Annotated in this window: 16 protein-coding genes and 1 rRNA gene; 5 read left to right on the forward strand and 12 right to left on the reverse strand. The window is 56.2% G+C overall.

The genetic code is table 11. The features are described from left to right. Nucleotides 1–20 precede the first annotated feature (20 nt). The 3 genes from rrf (at nt 21) to L881_RS0103700 (ending at nt 1,816) form a co-directional block, all read left to right on the forward strand. Nucleotides 21–136, forward strand: a 5S ribosomal RNA gene (gene rrf, locus L881_RS0103690). Between the two features lie 465 nt (nt 137–601). Continuing rightward, the gene (locus L881_RS0103695) at nt 602–988 is read left to right on the forward strand and encodes a hypothetical protein (RefSeq protein ID WP_025732367.1); all 387 of its coding nucleotides are present in this window, start codon (nt 602–604) and stop codon (nt 986–988) included. 300 nt (nt 989–1,288) lie between these two features. Continuing rightward, nucleotides 1,289–1,816: a hypothetical protein gene (locus L881_RS0103700; protein ID WP_025732368.1), complete on the forward strand. Its 528-nt coding sequence runs from the start codon at nt 1,289–1,291 to the stop codon at nt 1,814–1,816. Between the two features lie 272 nt (nt 1,817–2,088). Here the strand turns inward: L881_RS0103700 and L881_RS12785 are convergent, their stop codons facing one another. The 7 genes from L881_RS12785 to L881_RS0103735 all read right to left on the reverse strand — a co-directional run bounded on the left by L881_RS12785 (nt 2,089) and on the right by L881_RS0103735 (nt 7,184). Beyond that, entirely contained in the window at nt 2,089–2,907 is an 819-nt protein-coding gene (locus L881_RS12785; RefSeq protein WP_034578582.1) for a Tim44 domain-containing protein, read from the reverse strand. Between the two features lie 54 nt (nt 2,908–2,961). Next, complete coding sequence (gene yaaA, locus L881_RS0103710; protein WP_025732369.1) at nt 2,962–3,747, reverse strand: peroxide stress protein YaaA; 786 nt, start codon at nt 3,745–3,747, stop codon at nt 2,962–2,964. A gap of 96 nt (nt 3,748–3,843) precedes the next feature. Then, nucleotides 3,844–4,881, reverse strand: coding sequence for an NADP(H)-dependent aldo-keto reductase (locus L881_RS0103715; RefSeq protein WP_025732370.1), 1,038 nt, complete (start codon nt 4,879–4,881; stop codon nt 3,844–3,846). A gap of 166 nt (nt 4,882–5,047) precedes the next feature. Next, nucleotides 5,048–5,590 (reverse strand): LOG family protein, encoded by a 543-nt coding sequence (locus L881_RS0103720; protein ID WP_025732371.1) that lies wholly within the window; start codon nt 5,588–5,590, stop codon nt 5,048–5,050. A gap of 59 nt (nt 5,591–5,649) precedes the next feature. Continuing rightward, nucleotides 5,650–6,174 (reverse strand): DUF501 domain-containing protein, encoded by a 525-nt coding sequence (locus L881_RS0103725; protein WP_025732372.1) that lies wholly within the window; start codon nt 6,172–6,174, stop codon nt 5,650–5,652. Nucleotides 6,175–6,230: 56 nt separating this feature from the next. Beyond that, complete coding sequence (gene ybaK, locus L881_RS0103730; RefSeq protein WP_025732373.1) at nt 6,231–6,713, reverse strand: Cys-tRNA(Pro) deacylase; 483 nt, start codon at nt 6,711–6,713, stop codon at nt 6,231–6,233. Nucleotides 6,714–6,761: 48 nt separating this feature from the next. Further along, nucleotides 6,762–7,184, reverse strand: a complete 423-nt coding sequence (locus tag L881_RS0103735) for a hypothetical protein (protein WP_025732374.1) — start codon at nt 7,182–7,184, stop codon at nt 6,762–6,764. A 41-nt stretch (nt 7,185–7,225) separates the two neighbouring features. On the opposite strand from L881_RS0103735, the gene L881_RS0103740 reads away from it, so the two are divergent. Further along, nucleotides 7,226–8,392, forward strand: coding sequence for a MalY/PatB family protein (locus L881_RS0103740; protein ID WP_025732375.1), 1,167 nt, complete (start codon nt 7,226–7,228; stop codon nt 8,390–8,392). 171 nt (nt 8,393–8,563) lie between these two features. Then, nucleotides 8,564–8,758 (forward strand): heavy-metal-associated domain-containing protein, encoded by a 195-nt coding sequence (locus L881_RS0103745; RefSeq protein WP_025732376.1) that lies wholly within the window; start codon nt 8,564–8,566, stop codon nt 8,756–8,758. A 133-nt stretch (nt 8,759–8,891) separates the two neighbouring features. On the opposite strand, the gene cueR is transcribed toward L881_RS0103745, so the two are convergent. From cueR to acnA, 5 genes are all read right to left on the reverse strand, one after another. Continuing rightward, entirely contained in the window at nt 8,892–9,320 is a 429-nt protein-coding gene (cueR, locus tag L881_RS0103750) for a Cu(I)-responsive transcriptional regulator (RefSeq protein ID WP_025732377.1), read from the reverse strand. Nucleotides 9,321–9,335: 15 nt separating this feature from the next. Then, on the reverse strand, nt 9,336–11,828 hold the full coding sequence (locus L881_RS0103755) for a heavy metal translocating P-type ATPase (protein ID WP_025732378.1): 2,493 nt from the start codon (nt 11,826–11,828) through the stop codon (nt 9,336–9,338). A gap of 99 nt (nt 11,829–11,927) precedes the next feature. Next, nucleotides 11,928–12,134: a hypothetical protein gene (locus L881_RS13725; protein WP_156926492.1), complete on the reverse strand. Its 207-nt coding sequence runs from the start codon at nt 12,132–12,134 to the stop codon at nt 11,928–11,930. Between the two features lie 134 nt (nt 12,135–12,268). Further along, complete coding sequence (locus L881_RS0103765; RefSeq protein ID WP_025732379.1) at nt 12,269–13,210, reverse strand: tetratricopeptide repeat protein; 942 nt, start codon at nt 13,208–13,210, stop codon at nt 12,269–12,271. Nucleotides 13,211–13,391: 181 nt separating this feature from the next. After that, on the reverse strand, nt 13,392–16,142 hold the full coding sequence (gene acnA / locus L881_RS0103770) for an aconitate hydratase AcnA (protein ID WP_025732380.1): 2,751 nt from the start codon (nt 16,140–16,142) through the stop codon (nt 13,392–13,394). Nucleotides 16,143–16,389 lie beyond the last annotated feature (247 nt).

The raw sequence follows: 16,389 nt of genomic DNA on the forward strand, positions 1-16,389 counted from the left end.
GGGTAACGACACCAGTTTTGCCTGACGACCTTAGCAAGCGGGCACCACCTGATCCCATGCCGAACTCAGAAGTGAAACCGCTTAGCGCCGATGGTAGTGTGGGGATTCCCCATGTGAGAGTAGGTCATCGTCAGGCATTTATTTTAAAACCCCGATCAGCATCGCTGGCCGGGGTTTTTTCTTGTCGGGAAGAAAAGAGGGGAAGGGTGTTCGCAGTTGCTGCTGATAGTGTGGGGGCAGCGCCTGTTACTCGGTGGGCGGGGGAAGGGGGCTGTGGAGAGTGGTGAACTTGCAGGCTAAAGGTAAAGGTCGCGAGCTTCGCACATCTATAAGAGAATACTGGCCTAATAACGATCTGGGTTGTATTCAGTGCTCTAATGGTTCGTCGTTATTGTTGTTTTTTGTAACCAGTATTTCTAGCATTTTCAGTATATTAAATTTTGTGACTTATTTATCCATCATAGCGATACACCTTATTGAAAACTTGATTTGATGCCAAGAGAGCGTTTTTCTCTTGCTCTTTGGACTGGTTTATTACTATATAGAGTCCTCACATGCGTTATTCATGTGATTTTGAGTTCGCACATAAGAGAGTCTCGGTATGAAAAAAATTCTGGGAATGATGGCTGCCAGTGCCTTGGTGATTGCTGCACTGTCTGGATGTGATAATGGATCTGACTCCGACCAGACAGCATCAGACGCAGTAAACAACGCTGCTGACAAGGTTTCTGACGCTGCCGGTAACGCTAAAGAGACAATCTCCGATCTGGCTGGCAAAGCGGGCGATAAGGCATCCGACCTTGCGGACAAGGCCAGCGATAAAGCATCTGATATGGCCGGCAAGGTTAGAGATAAAGCTTCCGATACCGCTGACAGCGCTGACGACAAGGCTTCCGACTTTGTTGGCAGTGTAGACGATAAGGCTTCCGAAACCAGAGATAACGCTTCTGACGCTACCGATAGTGCCGAATCTCATAGCGGCGAGTAACCACCGCGTGTGAATGGCTGCTTCGTTACCAGTGCAAGAATGAAGAGCGAATCACCGGCATTGAAAAACTGGCTGTTAGTTGTTGTACGCTTCCGGGTTTGGCGAGCTTACCGAAAGGTCGCTCTGGACAAATGCCAGATTAACGGTAAAAATTGATGTCCGAAGTTGGTTTCTCAATAAGTGACAGACTACACTACATTCGTTACCTTAGTTTACGCGCGCTGTTTCTTCCTTTTGCTAATATGATCAAACACGCTAGTAATGAGTAACGCACCTTTTCTGTCTTAAGGGAGTATTGTAATGAAAAAGCTGCTGGGAATGATGGCTGCAAGCGTTTTTGTAATGACAACTCTGGCGGGCTGTGACAACGGCTCTTCGAGCGATCAGGCATCTAATAACGCTGCCGACAGCGCAACTGAAGCAGCTAATAGTGCTGCTGATAATGCTTCTGAGGCTGCCGATAACGCCAACGACGCCGCTAACAATGCTGCCGATAGTGCATCTGATTCAGCAAGCGCAGCGGCTGATAGCGCTTCTGATGCCGCAGACAATGCATCCGACGCAGCAAGCGAAGCTGCTGATAATGCTTCTGACGCCGCTGATGACGCGACTGGAAATGCTTCCGATGAAGCAGATGACGCGGCTGATGCAGCAGACGATGCTGCCGACAAGGCTTCCGATGCAGCAGATCAAGCTTCTGATGCGGCGGATGACTCCGATGCTGGCGCAAGTGCTAAAGAAAAGGCCTCTGATGCCTGGGACAAGGCAAAAGACGCAGCTGGTGATGCTAAAGACAGCGCATCACAGTCCGTCCATGGTGATAATTAATCGCCTGTTGATCGTGTAGAGTGGCAAGCGCCATGGAGGGTGCTCTGTACTTGATTTTTTAATGGATCAATACAGCCACTACCCCCAATACAACCCAGCGTTGTATTGGGGTTTTTTGTGTCTAAAACTCGCTTCTAGAAGCAACTTCAAGTGATTAAGAATGGCGTGGGCTCGATGTATGTGGGGAGTGTGCGGAGTTTGGTGGTAATAAAAAACCCCGCCAGAAAGGCGGGGCGGTTGTTACTAGCTCAATAGCTGGTGAAGAAAGGATTCTAGCGCTGCTCAATTCCCTGAATATACCAGGGGGCCTGGTCACGCACATCGCGTACCAAATGCCATACTTCGCTGAATTCGTTCTGCTCACCATTCTCTTTGATAACCCCATGGAACAGTACAGAGGCTTCGGCTTTTTGACCAAACTGCTGAATATTACCCAGCTCCGCAAATAGCTTGATCACTTCAGTACTGTTGTTGTCAGGCTGTTTGGCTCGCTCCTGGCGCAGCAGGTTGTAAAGCTCCGGCGTTACGTAATCCTGCATGTCGGACAGATTATTAGCGTCCCATGACTTTTGCAGGTTAGTGAAGTGCGCTTTGGCATCTTCCAGGAAGCGTTCACGGTTAAACCATGTTGGCGTTGTTCCGTAGCTGCCACCGCCAGCCTGAGTCGCATTAAATGCCTGCTGTTGAGGCTGCTGCCCCTGATGTTGCTGGTAATGCTGGCTTGTCTGCTGATGGCTGGCATAAGCCTGTCGGCGTGAGCGCATAAACAGGTAAATGCCGAAGATCACCAGGGCAATCAATAGAATGTCAGCGAAGCGCAGGCCATTGAAGGCGCCGCCAAAGAACATCGCACCGATAAGTCCGCCAGCAAGTAACCCTGCCATTGGCCCCATGAAACGACTTCCCGCTGCTGCTGGGCGCGACGCAGGCGCCTGGCGAGGCGTAGAAGCCGCGCTGCCGCTGGTCGCGCTACTGGAACGCGAGTAATGGCCCATGCTGGCACCGCCCCCGAAACGCCGGGCATCGGCATTATCTACCGCGATCCCAAACGTCATAAACCCGACCAGCAGGGTAATAATCAGCTGTCGCATTATTGGCAACTCCTGGTTAATTCACGCCATGTGAGGAGTCTTTATCGGGCAAGCCTAGTGCTCACCGCGTGTAAAGACCCACTCGTTCTCAGTAGACAGCGCCGCATTGAATGCATAGCCAGCGCTGTCAAAGTGTTTCAATTGCTCAGGATCATCTACGTTGTTGTCGAGAATCCAGGCGGCCATCAGTCCGCGTGCCTTCTTGGCATAAAAGCTGATGATCTTGAGCTTTCCGTTTTTCTCATCCTTGAAAACAGGTGAGATAATGCGCCTATCCAAACGCTTGCGATCAATGACCTTGAAGTATTCATTCGACGCAAGGTTGATGAGTACCGGGCTGCCGCTGGCGTCGATCGCGTCTCTCAGATCGTCGGTTACGCGTTCGCGCCAGAAATCATACAGCGTATCGCCCGCTGGGTTAGACAGCTTGATGCCCATTTCCAGCCGGTAGGGTTGAATCAGATCCAGCGGCCTGAGCAGCCCATATAACCCTGATAGTATGCGCAATTGCCGCTGGCCGCGCTCGATGACTTCCTTCGATTGCGAGGCGGCATCAAATCCTATGTAGACATCACCCTGGAAGGCAAAGATCGCCTGCCTGGCAGGATTCTCTTGGTCATCCAGCTTGAACGGCGTATGCCACTCGGCATAGCGCGCCGTGTTTAGCTGCGCCAGTTTATCGCTGATGCCCATTAGACTGGAGAGCTGGGCTGGCGTTAGCTTACGCAGCAGATCAATCAGCGTTTTACTCGATTCCAGATAATCTGGCTGAGTATGCGTCTCGAACGGCGGTGAGCTTTCGAAGTCCAGCGATTTTGCAGGCGAAATAACGCTTAGCATGCGCGCATCCTATCAGCGTGAAGGTGAAGGTTACCACTTGTCGCTCATGCTCCCATTAAGGGAGCATGAAATGGGCTGAAAAGTAGTGTCTCACATTCAGGGGCAGGGGTTAGGGAGGCGACGATGGATATTCTCGATAGCGTCGATAACATCGTCAGAGAGCACAAGTGACTCGCTGGCGATATTGCTGTCGAGCTGTTCCAGGGTAGTCGCGCCGATAATATTACTGGTCAAAAACGGGCGTGTATTGACATAGGCCAGCGCCATTTGCGCGGGATCAAGTCCATGATCGCGGGCGATACCAACGTAGGCCGCCGCTGCTTCTTCGGCCAGTGGCGAAGCGTAGCGTTTGAAACGCTCAAACAGCGTCAAACGTGCGCCTTCTGGCCGTTGCCCTTCGAGGTATTTGCCGCTCAATACTCCAAATGCCAGCGGCGAGTAGGCCAAAAGCCCCACATTCTCGCGATAACTGACTTCCGCCAGACCTATCTCGTAGCTACGATTCAGCAGATTGTAAGGGTTCTGCACACTCGCCACCCGTGGAAGCCCCTGCTCACTGGCAAGCTGGAGACATTTCATGGTGCCCCACGCCGTTTCATTCGATAGACCGATGGCCCGTACTTTTCCCGCATCCACCAGTGTTTTAAGCGCCTCTAGCGTTTCCTGAAGCGAGATAGCCTCTTCATTCTGGTCGGGAGTGAATCCCAGTTTGCCGAAGAAGTTGGCTGAACGTTCGGGCCAATGCAGCTGATAAAGATCAAGGTAATCGGTGCCAAGCCGTTGCAGGCTAGCATCCACCGCTTGAGTAATGTGCGTTTTATCAAGACGAGGCCCACCGCGCAGATGCTGCATATCGCGGTTGGGGCCGGCTACCTTGCTGGCCAGCACAAGATCACTACGGTTGCCGCGCGCCTTCAACCAGCTACCGATATAGCGCTCGGTCAGCCCCTGGGTTTCCGCTTTCGGCGGAACCGGGTACATCTCCGCGGCATCAATGAAGTTGATACCGGCTTCCATCGCTCGATCCAGCTGCTGATGAGCTTCCTGTTCAGTGTTCTGCTCACCGAAGGTCATGGTACCAAGACACAGCCGACTGACTTGAATACCGGTATCACCTAGAGAAGAAAACCTCATGATCGCTCCTTGTGTGCACGGAAATATTGATACGGAGAAGGGAAATGCCAATCCGCATCACCGGTGAGTTAGGGCGGATTGGCCTGACGCTGTGATTGCCTGCCGCAAGCATGGGCCTATGAAGTACGGCCAAGAGCTATGTGTTCGTGTGATAAAAGCGTGCGGACTACTGCGCGCCAAACATGGCATCGAGCAGCGTATCAATGTTGTCGTCAACATGCAGGCTATCCAGAGTTGTCCGGCTCATGAATCCATGGTGCGCTGTCTTTTCCAGGAATTCGATCAGCGGCGTATAGAAGTCATTAGCGTTCAGCACTGCCAACGGTTTGCGGTGCAGCGCCAGATAGGACCATGTCCAGATCTCGAACAGCTCCTCGAAGGTGCCGATACCGCCCGGCAGGGCAATGAATCCATCGGAAAGTGCACTCATGCGCGCCTTGCGCGTGTGCATATCGGGCACTTGAATCAGTTCTGTCACGCTACGGTGACCAGCTTCGAGCTGCATCAGGTTATCGGGAATTACACCGATCACCTCGCCGCCCGCATTCAATGCACCGTTGGCGCAGCGGCCCATCAGACCGACATTGCCGCCGCCATACACCAACCGCCAGCCGCGCTCGGCAATGCGTCGTCCTACATGCTCGGCCATTTCACCCCACTGTGGAGAGTCGCCGTCACGAGATCCCATGTATACACAAACGCTGGTCATGAGAGTATTCCTTTTTGCTTTGCATGCGGCGCTGCCGCAGAAGTATCGGTAAAGGGGAATCAGGCGATGGCTGCCGCCACTTCAGGATAGTGCTGATCAATCCATGCGCCGATCGCATTATGCGTGCTGAGGTGGTGTGCATATTGGGTATGCAGGCAGCGCACCTGCTGCCAGTTGCTGATACCGCCGACACCGCGCTCTTTCAGTAGCGTGGCAAACCCCAGCGTATCGACCTCGGCTTTTATTTCGGGTGTCATGAAGCGCCAGCGGTCCGCCACATATTCCTCGTGGCTACGACGGTAGGCCATCATCAGCTCTGGTGTTTCGAGCAAATGCGCCTCAAGCGCCTTGATCACGCCCGCTGCTTCAAGATGGGAAAGCTCTACTTTCAAGCGATCGCTGCATAACCAATAGAGCGTGGGGAAGGGGGCCTTATCCACCAATGAGTGCATGCGAATGGCGAGCGGTGTGCCATTGCTGTCGATAGCGGTGACTGCCTGAATGCCTTTGGGCTTGCGGCCAAGCTGGTCAGCGATGATGTCGAGCTGCTCAGGGGTAGGGGGAAGGTCAACGCGGTTAAGCATGTAGTGTCCTGAAACGCTGAAATAAGATGAAGTGAGAACTGTCTGGGCAGAAGAAGCTAAGCGCTTCCAGCCGCGATGGTGGCAACCGTGGTATCGAGCAGGTCGATCAATGCCTGGGGGGCTATTGCGATCTCAAGACCGCGCCGCCCGCCGCTGACAAAAATTTCGTCAAATGTCAGGGCACTGGCATCAATCACCGAGGGGGCGCGCTTCTTCTGCCCCAGTGGGCTGATACCGCCTACCACATAGCCGGTGGCCCGCTGCGCATCCTGAGGATTCGCCATACGCGCCTTGCGTGCCGCAAACGCCTGCGCGACCGCTTTTAAATCAAGCTGATCAGCCACTGGCACCATCGCTACCGCCAGCTTTTTGCCATCCAGCTCGACCATAAGGGTCTTGAAGACCTGCTGCTCACTCTGACCAAGTTCAGCCGCTGCCGAGCGGCCGTAATCGCCAGCGTGCTGAGCGGAGGAGAATTCGATCACCCTGTGCGCAATACTGTTCTTTTCAAGCAGCGCGATAGCTGGCGTCTGCGCCATGGTTGCCTCTGTCTCTGCCATTTTTCTGATAGCTATACTATCAGACCGTCACAGCAAACGTTGTCCCTGAATATCGCTCCAGGCATCTTCAAGGTAGGGGCGCAGCGAAAAGCGGGCCGCTTCGGGCAGGGCTGTCAGCGCGGCTTCCAGCGATGCATAAGAGCGAATACGCAGCCAGGTATAGGCCCATGCCGCGCGCTCTTCATCGCTGTCGGGTAGTGGGCGGCTCGGCATCTGCACCAGCAGGAACAGCGCGGTTTTGGCAATCCATAGCGGCGGTTTTTGCTGTTGCCACAGCGCAACGTGCGATGGTTCAGGGTTTTCGGCGGGAGCGCCCAGATCGGCAATACGCGCGGTGTCGCCGAGAATAATGGCGAGCCGCTCCACAGGAGCATCGGCGTTATTGACCAGGCGTGCCACCAGCAGCGGCAGGCCCGTCATCGCCTTGGCATAAAAGGAAAGCTGGGTCATAGTCTGGGCAATTGATCACTCACTGGTTTGAAGGTAACTGCATGGAATTCGATTTTACCTCACGCTGGGACCGGCGACTTCACCCTTCCAAAAAATGGACGCGCTACCCGAGAGATGTATTGCCATTATGGGTAGCAGATACCGACTTTGCGGTGGCGCCAGTGATTGTCGAGGCACTACAGGAACGCCTTGCCGAGCATCCTCTATTTGGCTACACCGCACCGCCAAAAGCGTTGGTTGAGGCGCTGTGCCAGTGGAGTCTCGATCACTATCAGTGGCAGATAGAACCTGCCTGGCAGCAGTGGCTGGCTGGGGCCGTGCCAGCGCTGCATGTCGCAAGCCTCGCGTTGACAGAGCCGGGCGATGAACTGCTGACGGTAACGCCCATCTATCCACTTTTTCTGGATGTGGGGAAAAAGACCGGACGTACCATGCTGACAGTGCCGATGCTGCCGCCCAGTGATGAGATACCACATTGGCATCTGGATCGAGATGCTTTTGAAAACGTCGTCACGCCACGCACGCGAATGCTGCTATGGTGCCATCCGCATAATCCCACTGGTCGCGTTTTCGATCATGAAGAGCTTGAGTGGCTGGCCGACTTCGTTGAGCGCCATGACCTGCTGGTCTGCTCGGACGAGCTGCACTGCGATCTTATCGTGGCGCCAGAGTGTCGGCATATTCCTCTGGCGTCAATGAACGCCCGTATTGCTCGCCGCACCATTACGCTATGGGCCGCCACCAAAACCTTCAACATTGCAGGGTTGACTACGTGCTGTGCCGTTATTTCGGATGCTAAGTTGCGTCAGCGCTTTCGTGACGGCTGTGAAGGGCTGATGCCGTCTCACAATGTGCTGGGCTTGATCGCCACGGAAGCGGCCTACCGCGAAGGCAATGCGTGGCGCCTCGAATTGCTGAAGGTATTGCGCAGCAACCTGACCTTGCTTGAACGCCACGTAGAACGTTGGACAGGAATTACCTGTATTCCCTCGCAGGCGACCTTTCTGGCGTGGCTCGATTGCCGCCATGCAGGGCTTGGGGAGAATCCGCAGCAGGTGCTGCTTGAGAAGGCGCGGGTAGGGCTTTCTGATGGGGCCGATTTTGGCTGGCCCGGGTTTGTGCGTATCAATCTGGGTGCCCCGACAGCGATTATTGGAGAGGCGCTGGAGAGAATGGACGCACTGCTGGGGCCGAGCACCAATCGTTAGTGCACTATTTCTGCTTGTATCGCTGATACACAGAAGCTGAATACATGCGCGATGAAGAACAGGCGCCTGTATTCTGTCGTAAGTATGAAGGGACTTCGCCGCTGTCTGCTTGACCTTCCAACCGTGGCAAGGTCTAGAGTGCCCACATCACAAACGTGAAAGGAGCTTTCCATGCAATTCCATCTCGATGATATGCATTGCGGCGGCTGCGCTCGCACCGTCACCAAAGCGATCCAGTCGGTCGATCCTGACGCGCAGATTGTTACGGACCCGCCGACCCGTCTGGTAGAGGTGCACACCTCGGCCTCCAGTGAGGCGATTGTGACAGCGCTGCGTGAAGCAGGATTCCCGCCGCGCGAGGAGTAACGCGCTTCTTCGGTTTGAATGAATACGTTGGAAGATCATGGGGCGAAATGAATTAATCCCCGCAAAATGGCCTGCTCAAGCAGGCCATTTTAGTTTCAGCGTCGTCAGTTCTGCGTGTCACTCTTGCGGTGGGCTATCGCTCCGTATGCTCCTTCGACTCTGAAGGCGAGTCATCGGGCTGCTGCAATGTCTCCAAAATCGGACACTCAGGCCGCTCATCACCTGCGCAGCAGTCGGCCAGCGCACGTAGCGTCTCCGTCATCTGCCGCATCTTCTCCATACGGTGCTCCAATTCGGCGATATGTTGCTGGGCAACGCGTTTTACGTCAGCGCTGTGACGCGCTTTATCGTTCCATAAGCCCAGCAGATCAGTGATTTCAGCCACGGAGAAGCCGAGGTCGCGGGAGCGGCGAATGAAGTGCAAACGGTGGATATCTGGCTGGGAATAGGTGCGGTAGCCTGACGCCGTCCGCTCGGCAGCGGGAATCAATCCGATCTGTTCGTAGTAGCGGATCATCTTGGCCGAGACTTTGGATGCCCTGGAGGCTTCACCGATATTCATGGTTATCTCCCTGGTTCAATGAGCGCTATCCGCTGCCAACGGTGGCTGGAAGCGACGCAGACGCAAGGCGTTGCCGAGTACGAATACGCTGGAGAGTGCCATCGCGCCAGCGGCAAAAATAGGCGACAACAGCACGCCATAGGCGGGGTAGAGCACCCCAGCAGCCACCGGAATCAGCGCGGTGTTGTAACCGAAGGCCCAAAACAGGTTCTGGTGGATATTGCCGATGGTGGCCCTGGAGAGCGCAATGGCGTTGGGTACACCTTGCAGATTGCCCGACATCAGCACGACATCGGCTGATTCCACCGCTACATCGGTGCCGGTGCCGATCGCCAGGCCCACATCGGCCTCGGCCAGCGCAGGCGCATCGTTGATACCGTCGCCCACATAGGCGACCTGGTGGTGGGATGATTTCAATCGCCGCACGGCTTCCACCTTGCCCTCGGGCAATACCTCGGCCACTACTTCGTCGATGCCGAGCTGCTGGGCGATGGCATGAGCGGTGCGTGCGTTGTCGCCGGTAATCATCGCTACCTTCAGGCCGAACCGATGCAGTGCGGCAATCGCGGCGGGCGTGCTGGGCTTGATCGGGTCAGCAACCGCAAGGATGGCGGCCAGTCGCCCGTCGATAGCGGCATACAAGGGCGATTTACCTTCGCTGCCCAAACGCTCGGCGGTCGCGGCGAACTCCTCAATATTCAGCCCCAGTTCACCCATGAAACGATCTGCGCCAACCTCAACTCGAACGCCTTCCATCGTGGCGCGTACTCCCATTCCCGTTACCGAATCGAAGTCGGTGATTGTCGGTAAGGTGATACCGCTCTCCTGGGCGGACTCGACGATAGCGCGGGCGATGGGGTGCTCCGAGTGTGACTCCACCGCGGCCACCTTCGCCAGCACGGCATTGCGCTCAGCGCCTTCGGCGATGTCGAGATCGGTCAATACCGGACGGCCTTTGGTCAGGGTGCCGGTCTTGTCCAGCGCCACCAGTCGGGTGTCCTTGAGCAGTTGCAAGGCTTCGCCCTTGCGGAACAGCACCCCCATCTCTGCGCCACGCCCCGTACCGACCATGATGGAAGTTGGCGTGGCCAGCCCCATCGCACAGGGACAGGCGATGATCAGCACGGCCACGGCGTTAACGAGGGCGAAGCTCAGTGCCGGTGCTGGGCCGAAGGTCAGCCAGGCTACAAAGGTCAACAAGGCGGCCAGCATCACTGCCGGCACAAACCACAACGTAATTTTGCTGACCACGGACTGGATCGGCAGTTTGGAGCCTTGCGCCTGTTCGACCATGCGAATGATCTGCGCGAGCATGGTCTTCCCGCCCACGGCGGTGGCGCTTAGGGTCAATGCTCCCTTCTGGTTGATCGTGCCACCGACCACCGTGCTGCCCACCGACTTTTCGACGGGAATGGGTTCACCGGTAATCATCGACTCGTCCACAAAACTGCGGCCCTCGGTTACTTCACCATCGACCGGCACGCTTTCGCCGGGACGCACTGTGACGATATCGCCCAGAACCACGTCATTGACCGGAATGTCGATGATGCGGCCATTGCGCAGCACATGCGCTTCCCTGGCCTGCAAACCGACCAGACGCTTGATCGCTTCGGAGGTGCGCCCCTTGGCACGCGCTTCAAGGAAGCGGCCCAGCAGGATCAGCGTGACGATGACGGCGGCGGCTTCGTAATAGACGTTCACCGTATTGGCAGGCAGTAGACTGGGCGCGAAGGTGGCGATCACCGAAAAACCGAAGGCGGCAGCAGTACCGACCACGACCAGCGAGTTCATATCCGGCGCAAGGCGCAGCAGGGCAGGAATACCTTTTTCATAGAAGCGTCTGCCCGGCACGGCCAGCACCAGCAGCGTCAGAATGAATTGCAGATACCAGCTCTGCTGAATACCGATGGTAGACGCCACCCATGCGTGCATGCCGGGGATGATGTGTGACCCCATTTCGAGCACAAATACGGGCAGGGCAAGCACCGCTGCCAGTATCGGGTCGCGCTTGAGACGGGCACGCTCAGCGTCTTTTTTCTCTGCGGCTTCTTCGTCGGCTTGCGCGTTGTTATCGACCGGTCGGGCGTCGTAGCCGATCTTCTCAATGGCAGAGATCAGCTCTTCCGAATCAGCAACGCCGCGCACGGTGGCACGTTCGGTTGCCAGATTGACCGTGGCCTCGGTGACGCCGGGGAGAGCGTTGAGCGCTTTCTCGACACGCCCCGAGCAGGAGGCGCAGGTCATGCCTTCCACCGCCAGTTCGACGGTACTGGCGGGCACTTCATATCCTGATTTCTCGATGGCCTGAACCAGTGCCATGCGATCAACGGGGCCTGCCAGACTAACGTCTGCCCGCTCTGTCGCCAGATTCACGGAGACGCTGCTGACGCCCTCTATTTTGGCGAGTGCCGCTTCGACTCGGCCAACACAGCTTGCGCAGGCCATTCCTTCAATGGGCAGGCTGATAGAAGCGGTGACGCGAGCATCGTTGGTTGCTGAAGTGCTCATGGTGAGTGTCCCGTCGTTCGGATTCGATAGGTGGGAAGAGTAAGGCTTACCATCGTGGGAAGGTCAACTGGAAAATCATGGGGCGTGTATATGCTTCCGCTAGTGAAGTCCTGCATTCCAGCGCCCGTGGGTATCAGAAAGCAGATGAAGCGCATGCGTGCAGGCATCTTGAGCGAGCATTTCAGGCATACAGTACACATTCAGTGCGGCTTCAATTTGGTACTCCAGCGAATTAACCACATCACTTTCCTTGCTAGTCTCTTCTCTCGCCTGGATGATTTCCCAATGGGTGGGGGCGGTAGTCACTATTGCCAACAAGCACCTGAATCTGTCGCTAAAGTGGTGTAGGGGCGCTGCGAAATATTCGATGCCCTCATAGAAAACGCCCCGTGCAAAGAGAGTTAGTTGCACGGGGCGCTGGTTTTGACAGAGTCAGTCAATCAGTAGAGCAGGGCAAACATCTTGCGGCGATATTCAATCGTCAGCGGGTGATCGTTGCCCAAGGCTTCAAACACCTTCAGCAGCGTTTTACGCGCAGCATCATCGCCGTAGGCGCGATCCGACTTCATGATCGCGAGCACGCCTTCCAGACCTTCTTCATAGCGGCCATCTGCAATCTGGCGGAAGGCGCGTTTGAAGCGGGCATTGCTGTCGTCCTGGTCGCCAAGCGCAGCGATCTCTTCATGGGAAGGCGCTTCACCCGCGAAGCCCAGACGTGCTTTCAGGGCTTTAGCGCGTGCTGAGCCTTGCTGTTCCGGCGACAGCGCATCAAGCAGTGCTTGTGCCTGTGCGGTATCTCCCTCGGTGGCGAACACTTCAGCGAGGCCCACGCGATGCTCGGCACTGGTTGGTTCAGCTTCAATCAGCTGGGTGTAAAGTTCGCGCGCTTGCTGGGTATCGCCTGCTTCCAGCGCCTGAGCCGCCTGCTGGTCGAGGGGCACGCCAGCATCCGCGGGTGCCTGAATGTGCTGACTGAGCCATTGGCGAATCTGGCTTTCGGGGAGATCACCCTGGAACTGATCGTAGAGCTGGCCCTGTACGATCAGCTTCACATCGGGAATTGAACGAATACCCAACTGGGCGGCTACTTGAGGGTTGGCACCCGCATCCAGCTTCGCGAGCAGGAAGCCGCCGTGATATTCGCGGGCCAGCTTCTCAAGCGTGGTGGTTAGTGCAGAGGAGTCCGCCTGCGCGCTCCACGAGAGCAGCAGCACGGCACCTTTCATGGAACCTTCCAGCACCACCTGCTGAAAGTTTTGCAGATCGACATCAACGATGACATCAGCGCTGTTGGCACCGCCCTGAGCTGCCGAGGACGATCCTGTCGAGCTTGTGGTATCGGAGGTAAGAGGGGCGCCGGTGCGCGGATCAACAATGGCCATGTTGGGTACCTGTATAGCAGTGCGTAAATGCGGAAGGGCATTTATCGGGAATGTATCTGCCCTTGGTTATGCTGCCATTGAGCGTGGAATTCAACCCTGTCGCTGAACGGGGGCAGAACCGCGATAAAAAAACGGGGCGCTGTCAGGCGCCCCGTCGCTATGGGTGGTCTTCACTCTGCTGTTAATGGCTCAGCAGGCTACGTAGTACGTAGTGGAGGATACCGCCGTGACGGTAGTACTCCAGCTCGTTACCGGTGTCGATGCGGCTTTTTGCATCAAGCTCGAAGGTTTCACCATTCTGACGCTCGATCGTCACCTTGATGGTGCCGCTTGGCTCCATGCCTTCAAGCCCTGTAATGCTGAAGGTTTCGTCGCCGGTAAGCCCCAGGCTGTTGCGGTCCTGACCTTCCGGGAACTGCAAGGGCAGCACGCCCATACCGATCAGGTTGGAGCGGTGGATACGCTCGAATGACTCGGCAATCACCGCTCGCACGCCCAGCAGATTGGTGCCCTTGGCGGCCCAGTCGCGAGACGAGCCGGTGCCGTACTCCTTCCCGGCCAGGACAACCAGCGGCGTATTGCTCTCGGCATAGTTAACTGCCGCGTCGTACACCGCCATCTGCTCACCATTGTGAGGGCCATCGCCTACATAGCGGGTGTAGCCGCCTACCACGTCATCAAGCATTTCGTTACGGATACGCACGTTAGCGAAGGTGCCACGCGTCATTACCTCGAAATTGCCACGCCGTGAGCCGTAGGAGTTGAAATCTACCGGCTCGACACCGTGCTCCTGAAGGTAGCGTCCGGCGGGGCTATCTTTTTTGATCGCGCCAGCGGGGGAGATGTGGTCCGTGGTTACCGAATCGGCCAGTTTCAGCAGCACTCGTGCGCCCTTGATGTCACTGATGGCGCTGGGCGTGGCCTGCATTCCAGTGAAGAACGGCGGGTTCTGGATATAGGTCGAACTGTCGCTCCACTGATAGCTTTCAGAAGGCGCAACGTCGATGGAGCGCCAGCTTTCGGTGCCCTCGAAAACAGCCGCGTACTCCTTGCGGTACATATCGGTTTTCACCTGCTCTACCGCATCGGCGATCTCTGCCTGAGAAGGCCAGATATCCTTGAGATAGACCGGATTGCCATCCTTGTCATGACCCAGGGCATCCTTCGAGAGATCCACCTGAAGATTGCCTGCCAGCGCGTAGGCAACCACCAGGGGCGGTGACGCCAGCCAGTTGGTTTGTACCAGCGGGTGAATGCGTCCTTCGAAGTTGCGGTTGCCCGAGAGCACGCCTGCAACCGTAATGTCATGATCCTGAATGGCTTTTTCGATAGGCGCGGCAAGCGGCCCTGAGTTGCCAATACAGGTGGTGCAGCCGTAGCCCACCAGGTTGAAGCCGAGAGCATCAAGGGAGTCGTTAAGACCGGCGGCAGAAAGGTAATCAGTCACTACCTTGGAGCCGGGAGCAAGCGAGGTTTTTACCCATGGCTTGGTGGTCAATCCCTTGGCGACGGCTTTCTGGGCCAGCAAGCCTGCCGCCAGCATTACGCTGGGGTTCGAGGTGTTGGTACAGGAGGTAATGGCGGCAATAACGACAGCACCATCGTCAACGCGGAAACGCTGACCTTCGTACTCAACATTGGGATTTTCATGGTAGGCGTCTATGTCGTAAGTTGCAGTAGCGCCACCTTCATCGGTCCATTCGCTTTTGGCTTGCTGCGCCGCATCAGCGCTGGATTCAGACAGAATCTTGCGGAATGTCGAGGTCATGGCGCTGAGCGCGACGCGATCCTGCGGGCGTTTCGGCCCAGCGAGGCTCGATTCGACGCTGCCCATATCGAGCGCCAGAGTATCGGTAAAGACCGGCTCATGGCCTGGCAGACGCCATAGCCCCTGCTCTTTGGCATAGGCTTCGACCAGATCAATCTGTTCCTGGCTGCGACCGGTAAGCTGCATGTAGCGCAGGGTCTCTTCATCTACCGGGAAGAAGCCGCAGGTTGCGCCATATTCAGGTGCCATGTTGGCAATGGTTGCGCGGTCAGCGAGGGGCAGGTCTTTCAGGCCATCGCCATAGAACTCAACGAATTTCCCGACTACGCCTTTTTCGCGCAGCATCTGAACGACAGTCAGCACCAGGTCAGTTGCGGTGATACCTTCCTTGAGCTTGCCGGTCAGCTTGAAGCCTACTACTTCCGGAATCAGCATCGACACCGGCTGGCCGAGCATTGCCGCTTCAGCTTCAATACCGCCTACGCCCCAGCCCAGCACGCCGAGTGCATTGATCATGGTGGTGTGGGAGTCAGTGCCGACCAGAGTATCGGGGTAGGCGACGGTTTTACCGTCAATATCGCGGGTCCACACCGACTTGCCGAGGTATTCCAGATTGACCTGGTGACAGATACCGGTGCCGGGCGGCACTACGCTGAAGTCGTCAAACGCCTGCTGGCCCCAGCGCAGGAACTGATAGCGTTCGTGGTTACGCTTCATTTCGAGTTCGACGTTGTCATCGAAGGCTTCGGCATTGCCGAAGCGATCGACCATCACCGAGTGGTCAATTACCAGATCGACAGGAGAGAGCGGGTTGATGCGCTTGGGGTCACCGCCCAGCTCTGCTACCGCATCACGCATGGCGGCAAGATCGACGACAGCGGGCACACCAGTGAAGTCCTGCATCAGCACTCGGGCGGGGCGATAGCCGATTTCGCGGGTGGAGCGACGCTGCTGCTGCCACTCTACCAGCGCTTGTGCGTCTTCTTCGGTAGTCGTGGTGCCATCAATATTACGTAGCTGGTTTTCGAGCAATACCTTCAGGGTGAAGGGCAGTTTACTGATATCGCCATAGGCTTTCTCTGCACGGGCAAGGCTATAGTAACCATAGCGCTTGTCTCCTACAGGAAGTTCGGCAAAGGTGTTAGCCGGATCTTGCGAACTCATCTCGCGCCTCCTTCATCAAGATGCCGCCGGTATTGTCAGGCGGTCGTTTTTGAGTCGCTGGACGTTAGCTCCATCGCCAAGAACACGGTTAAATGCTGATTGTGATCACCGTGGCCCATGGAATTGCCGCCAGCGACGTGATTGTCTTCCTTAGTGTAGACAATTTATGACTACGGCGATTGTGTCAAAAACGATAGAAATTTTGCAATTACCCATTTGTGTCACACATCAGGCGTCACTGGTGCTG

The organism is Carnimonas nigrificans ATCC BAA-78, from assembly GCF_000526695.1.
Classification (GTDB): domain Bacteria; phylum Pseudomonadota; class Gammaproteobacteria; order Pseudomonadales; family Halomonadaceae; genus Carnimonas; species Carnimonas nigrificans.

Excerpts from the sequence above, each read along its gene's own strand:
- L881_RS0103695 (WP_025732367.1), top strand. The coding sequence starts at position 602 with ATGAAAAAAATTCTGGGAATGATGGCTGCCAGTGCCTTGGTGATTGCT.
- L881_RS0103700 (WP_025732368.1), top strand. The coding sequence starts at position 1,289 with ATGAAAAAGCTGCTGGGAATGATGGCTGCAAGCGTTTTTGTAATGACA.
- L881_RS12785 (WP_034578582.1), bottom strand. The coding sequence starts at position 2,907 with ATGCGACAGCTGATTATTACCCTGCTGGTCGGGTTTATGACGTTTGGG.
- yaaA (WP_025732369.1), bottom strand. The coding sequence starts at position 3,747 with ATGCTAAGCGTTATTTCGCCTGCAAAATCGCTGGACTTCGAAAGCTCA.
- L881_RS0103715 (WP_025732370.1), bottom strand. The coding sequence starts at position 4,881 with ATGAGGTTTTCTTCTCTAGGTGATACCGGTATTCAAGTCAGTCGGCTG.
- L881_RS0103720 (WP_025732371.1), bottom strand. The coding sequence starts at position 5,590 with ATGACCAGCGTTTGTGTATACATGGGATCTCGTGACGGCGACTCTCCA.
- L881_RS0103725 (WP_025732372.1), bottom strand. The coding sequence starts at position 6,174 with ATGCTTAACCGCGTTGACCTTCCCCCTACCCCTGAGCAGCTCGACATC.
- ybaK (WP_025732373.1), bottom strand. The coding sequence starts at position 6,713 with ATGGCGCAGACGCCAGCTATCGCGCTGCTTGAAAAGAACAGTATTGCG.
- L881_RS0103735 (WP_025732374.1), bottom strand. The coding sequence starts at position 7,184 with ATGACCCAGCTTTCCTTTTATGCCAAGGCGATGACGGGCCTGCCGCTG.
- L881_RS0103740 (WP_025732375.1), top strand. The coding sequence starts at position 7,226 with ATGGAATTCGATTTTACCTCACGCTGGGACCGGCGACTTCACCCTTCC.
- L881_RS0103745 (WP_025732376.1), top strand. The coding sequence starts at position 8,564 with ATGCAATTCCATCTCGATGATATGCATTGCGGCGGCTGCGCTCGCACC.
- cueR (WP_025732377.1), bottom strand. The coding sequence starts at position 9,320 with ATGAATATCGGTGAAGCCTCCAGGGCATCCAAAGTCTCGGCCAAGATG.
- L881_RS0103755 (WP_025732378.1), bottom strand. The coding sequence starts at position 11,828 with ATGAGCACTTCAGCAACCAACGATGCTCGCGTCACCGCTTCTATCAGC.
- L881_RS0103765 (WP_025732379.1), bottom strand. The coding sequence starts at position 13,210 with ATGGCCATTGTTGATCCGCGCACCGGCGCCCCTCTTACCTCCGATACC.
- acnA (WP_025732380.1), bottom strand. The coding sequence starts at position 16,142 with ATGAGTTCGCAAGATCCGGCTAACACCTTTGCCGAACTTCCTGTAGGA.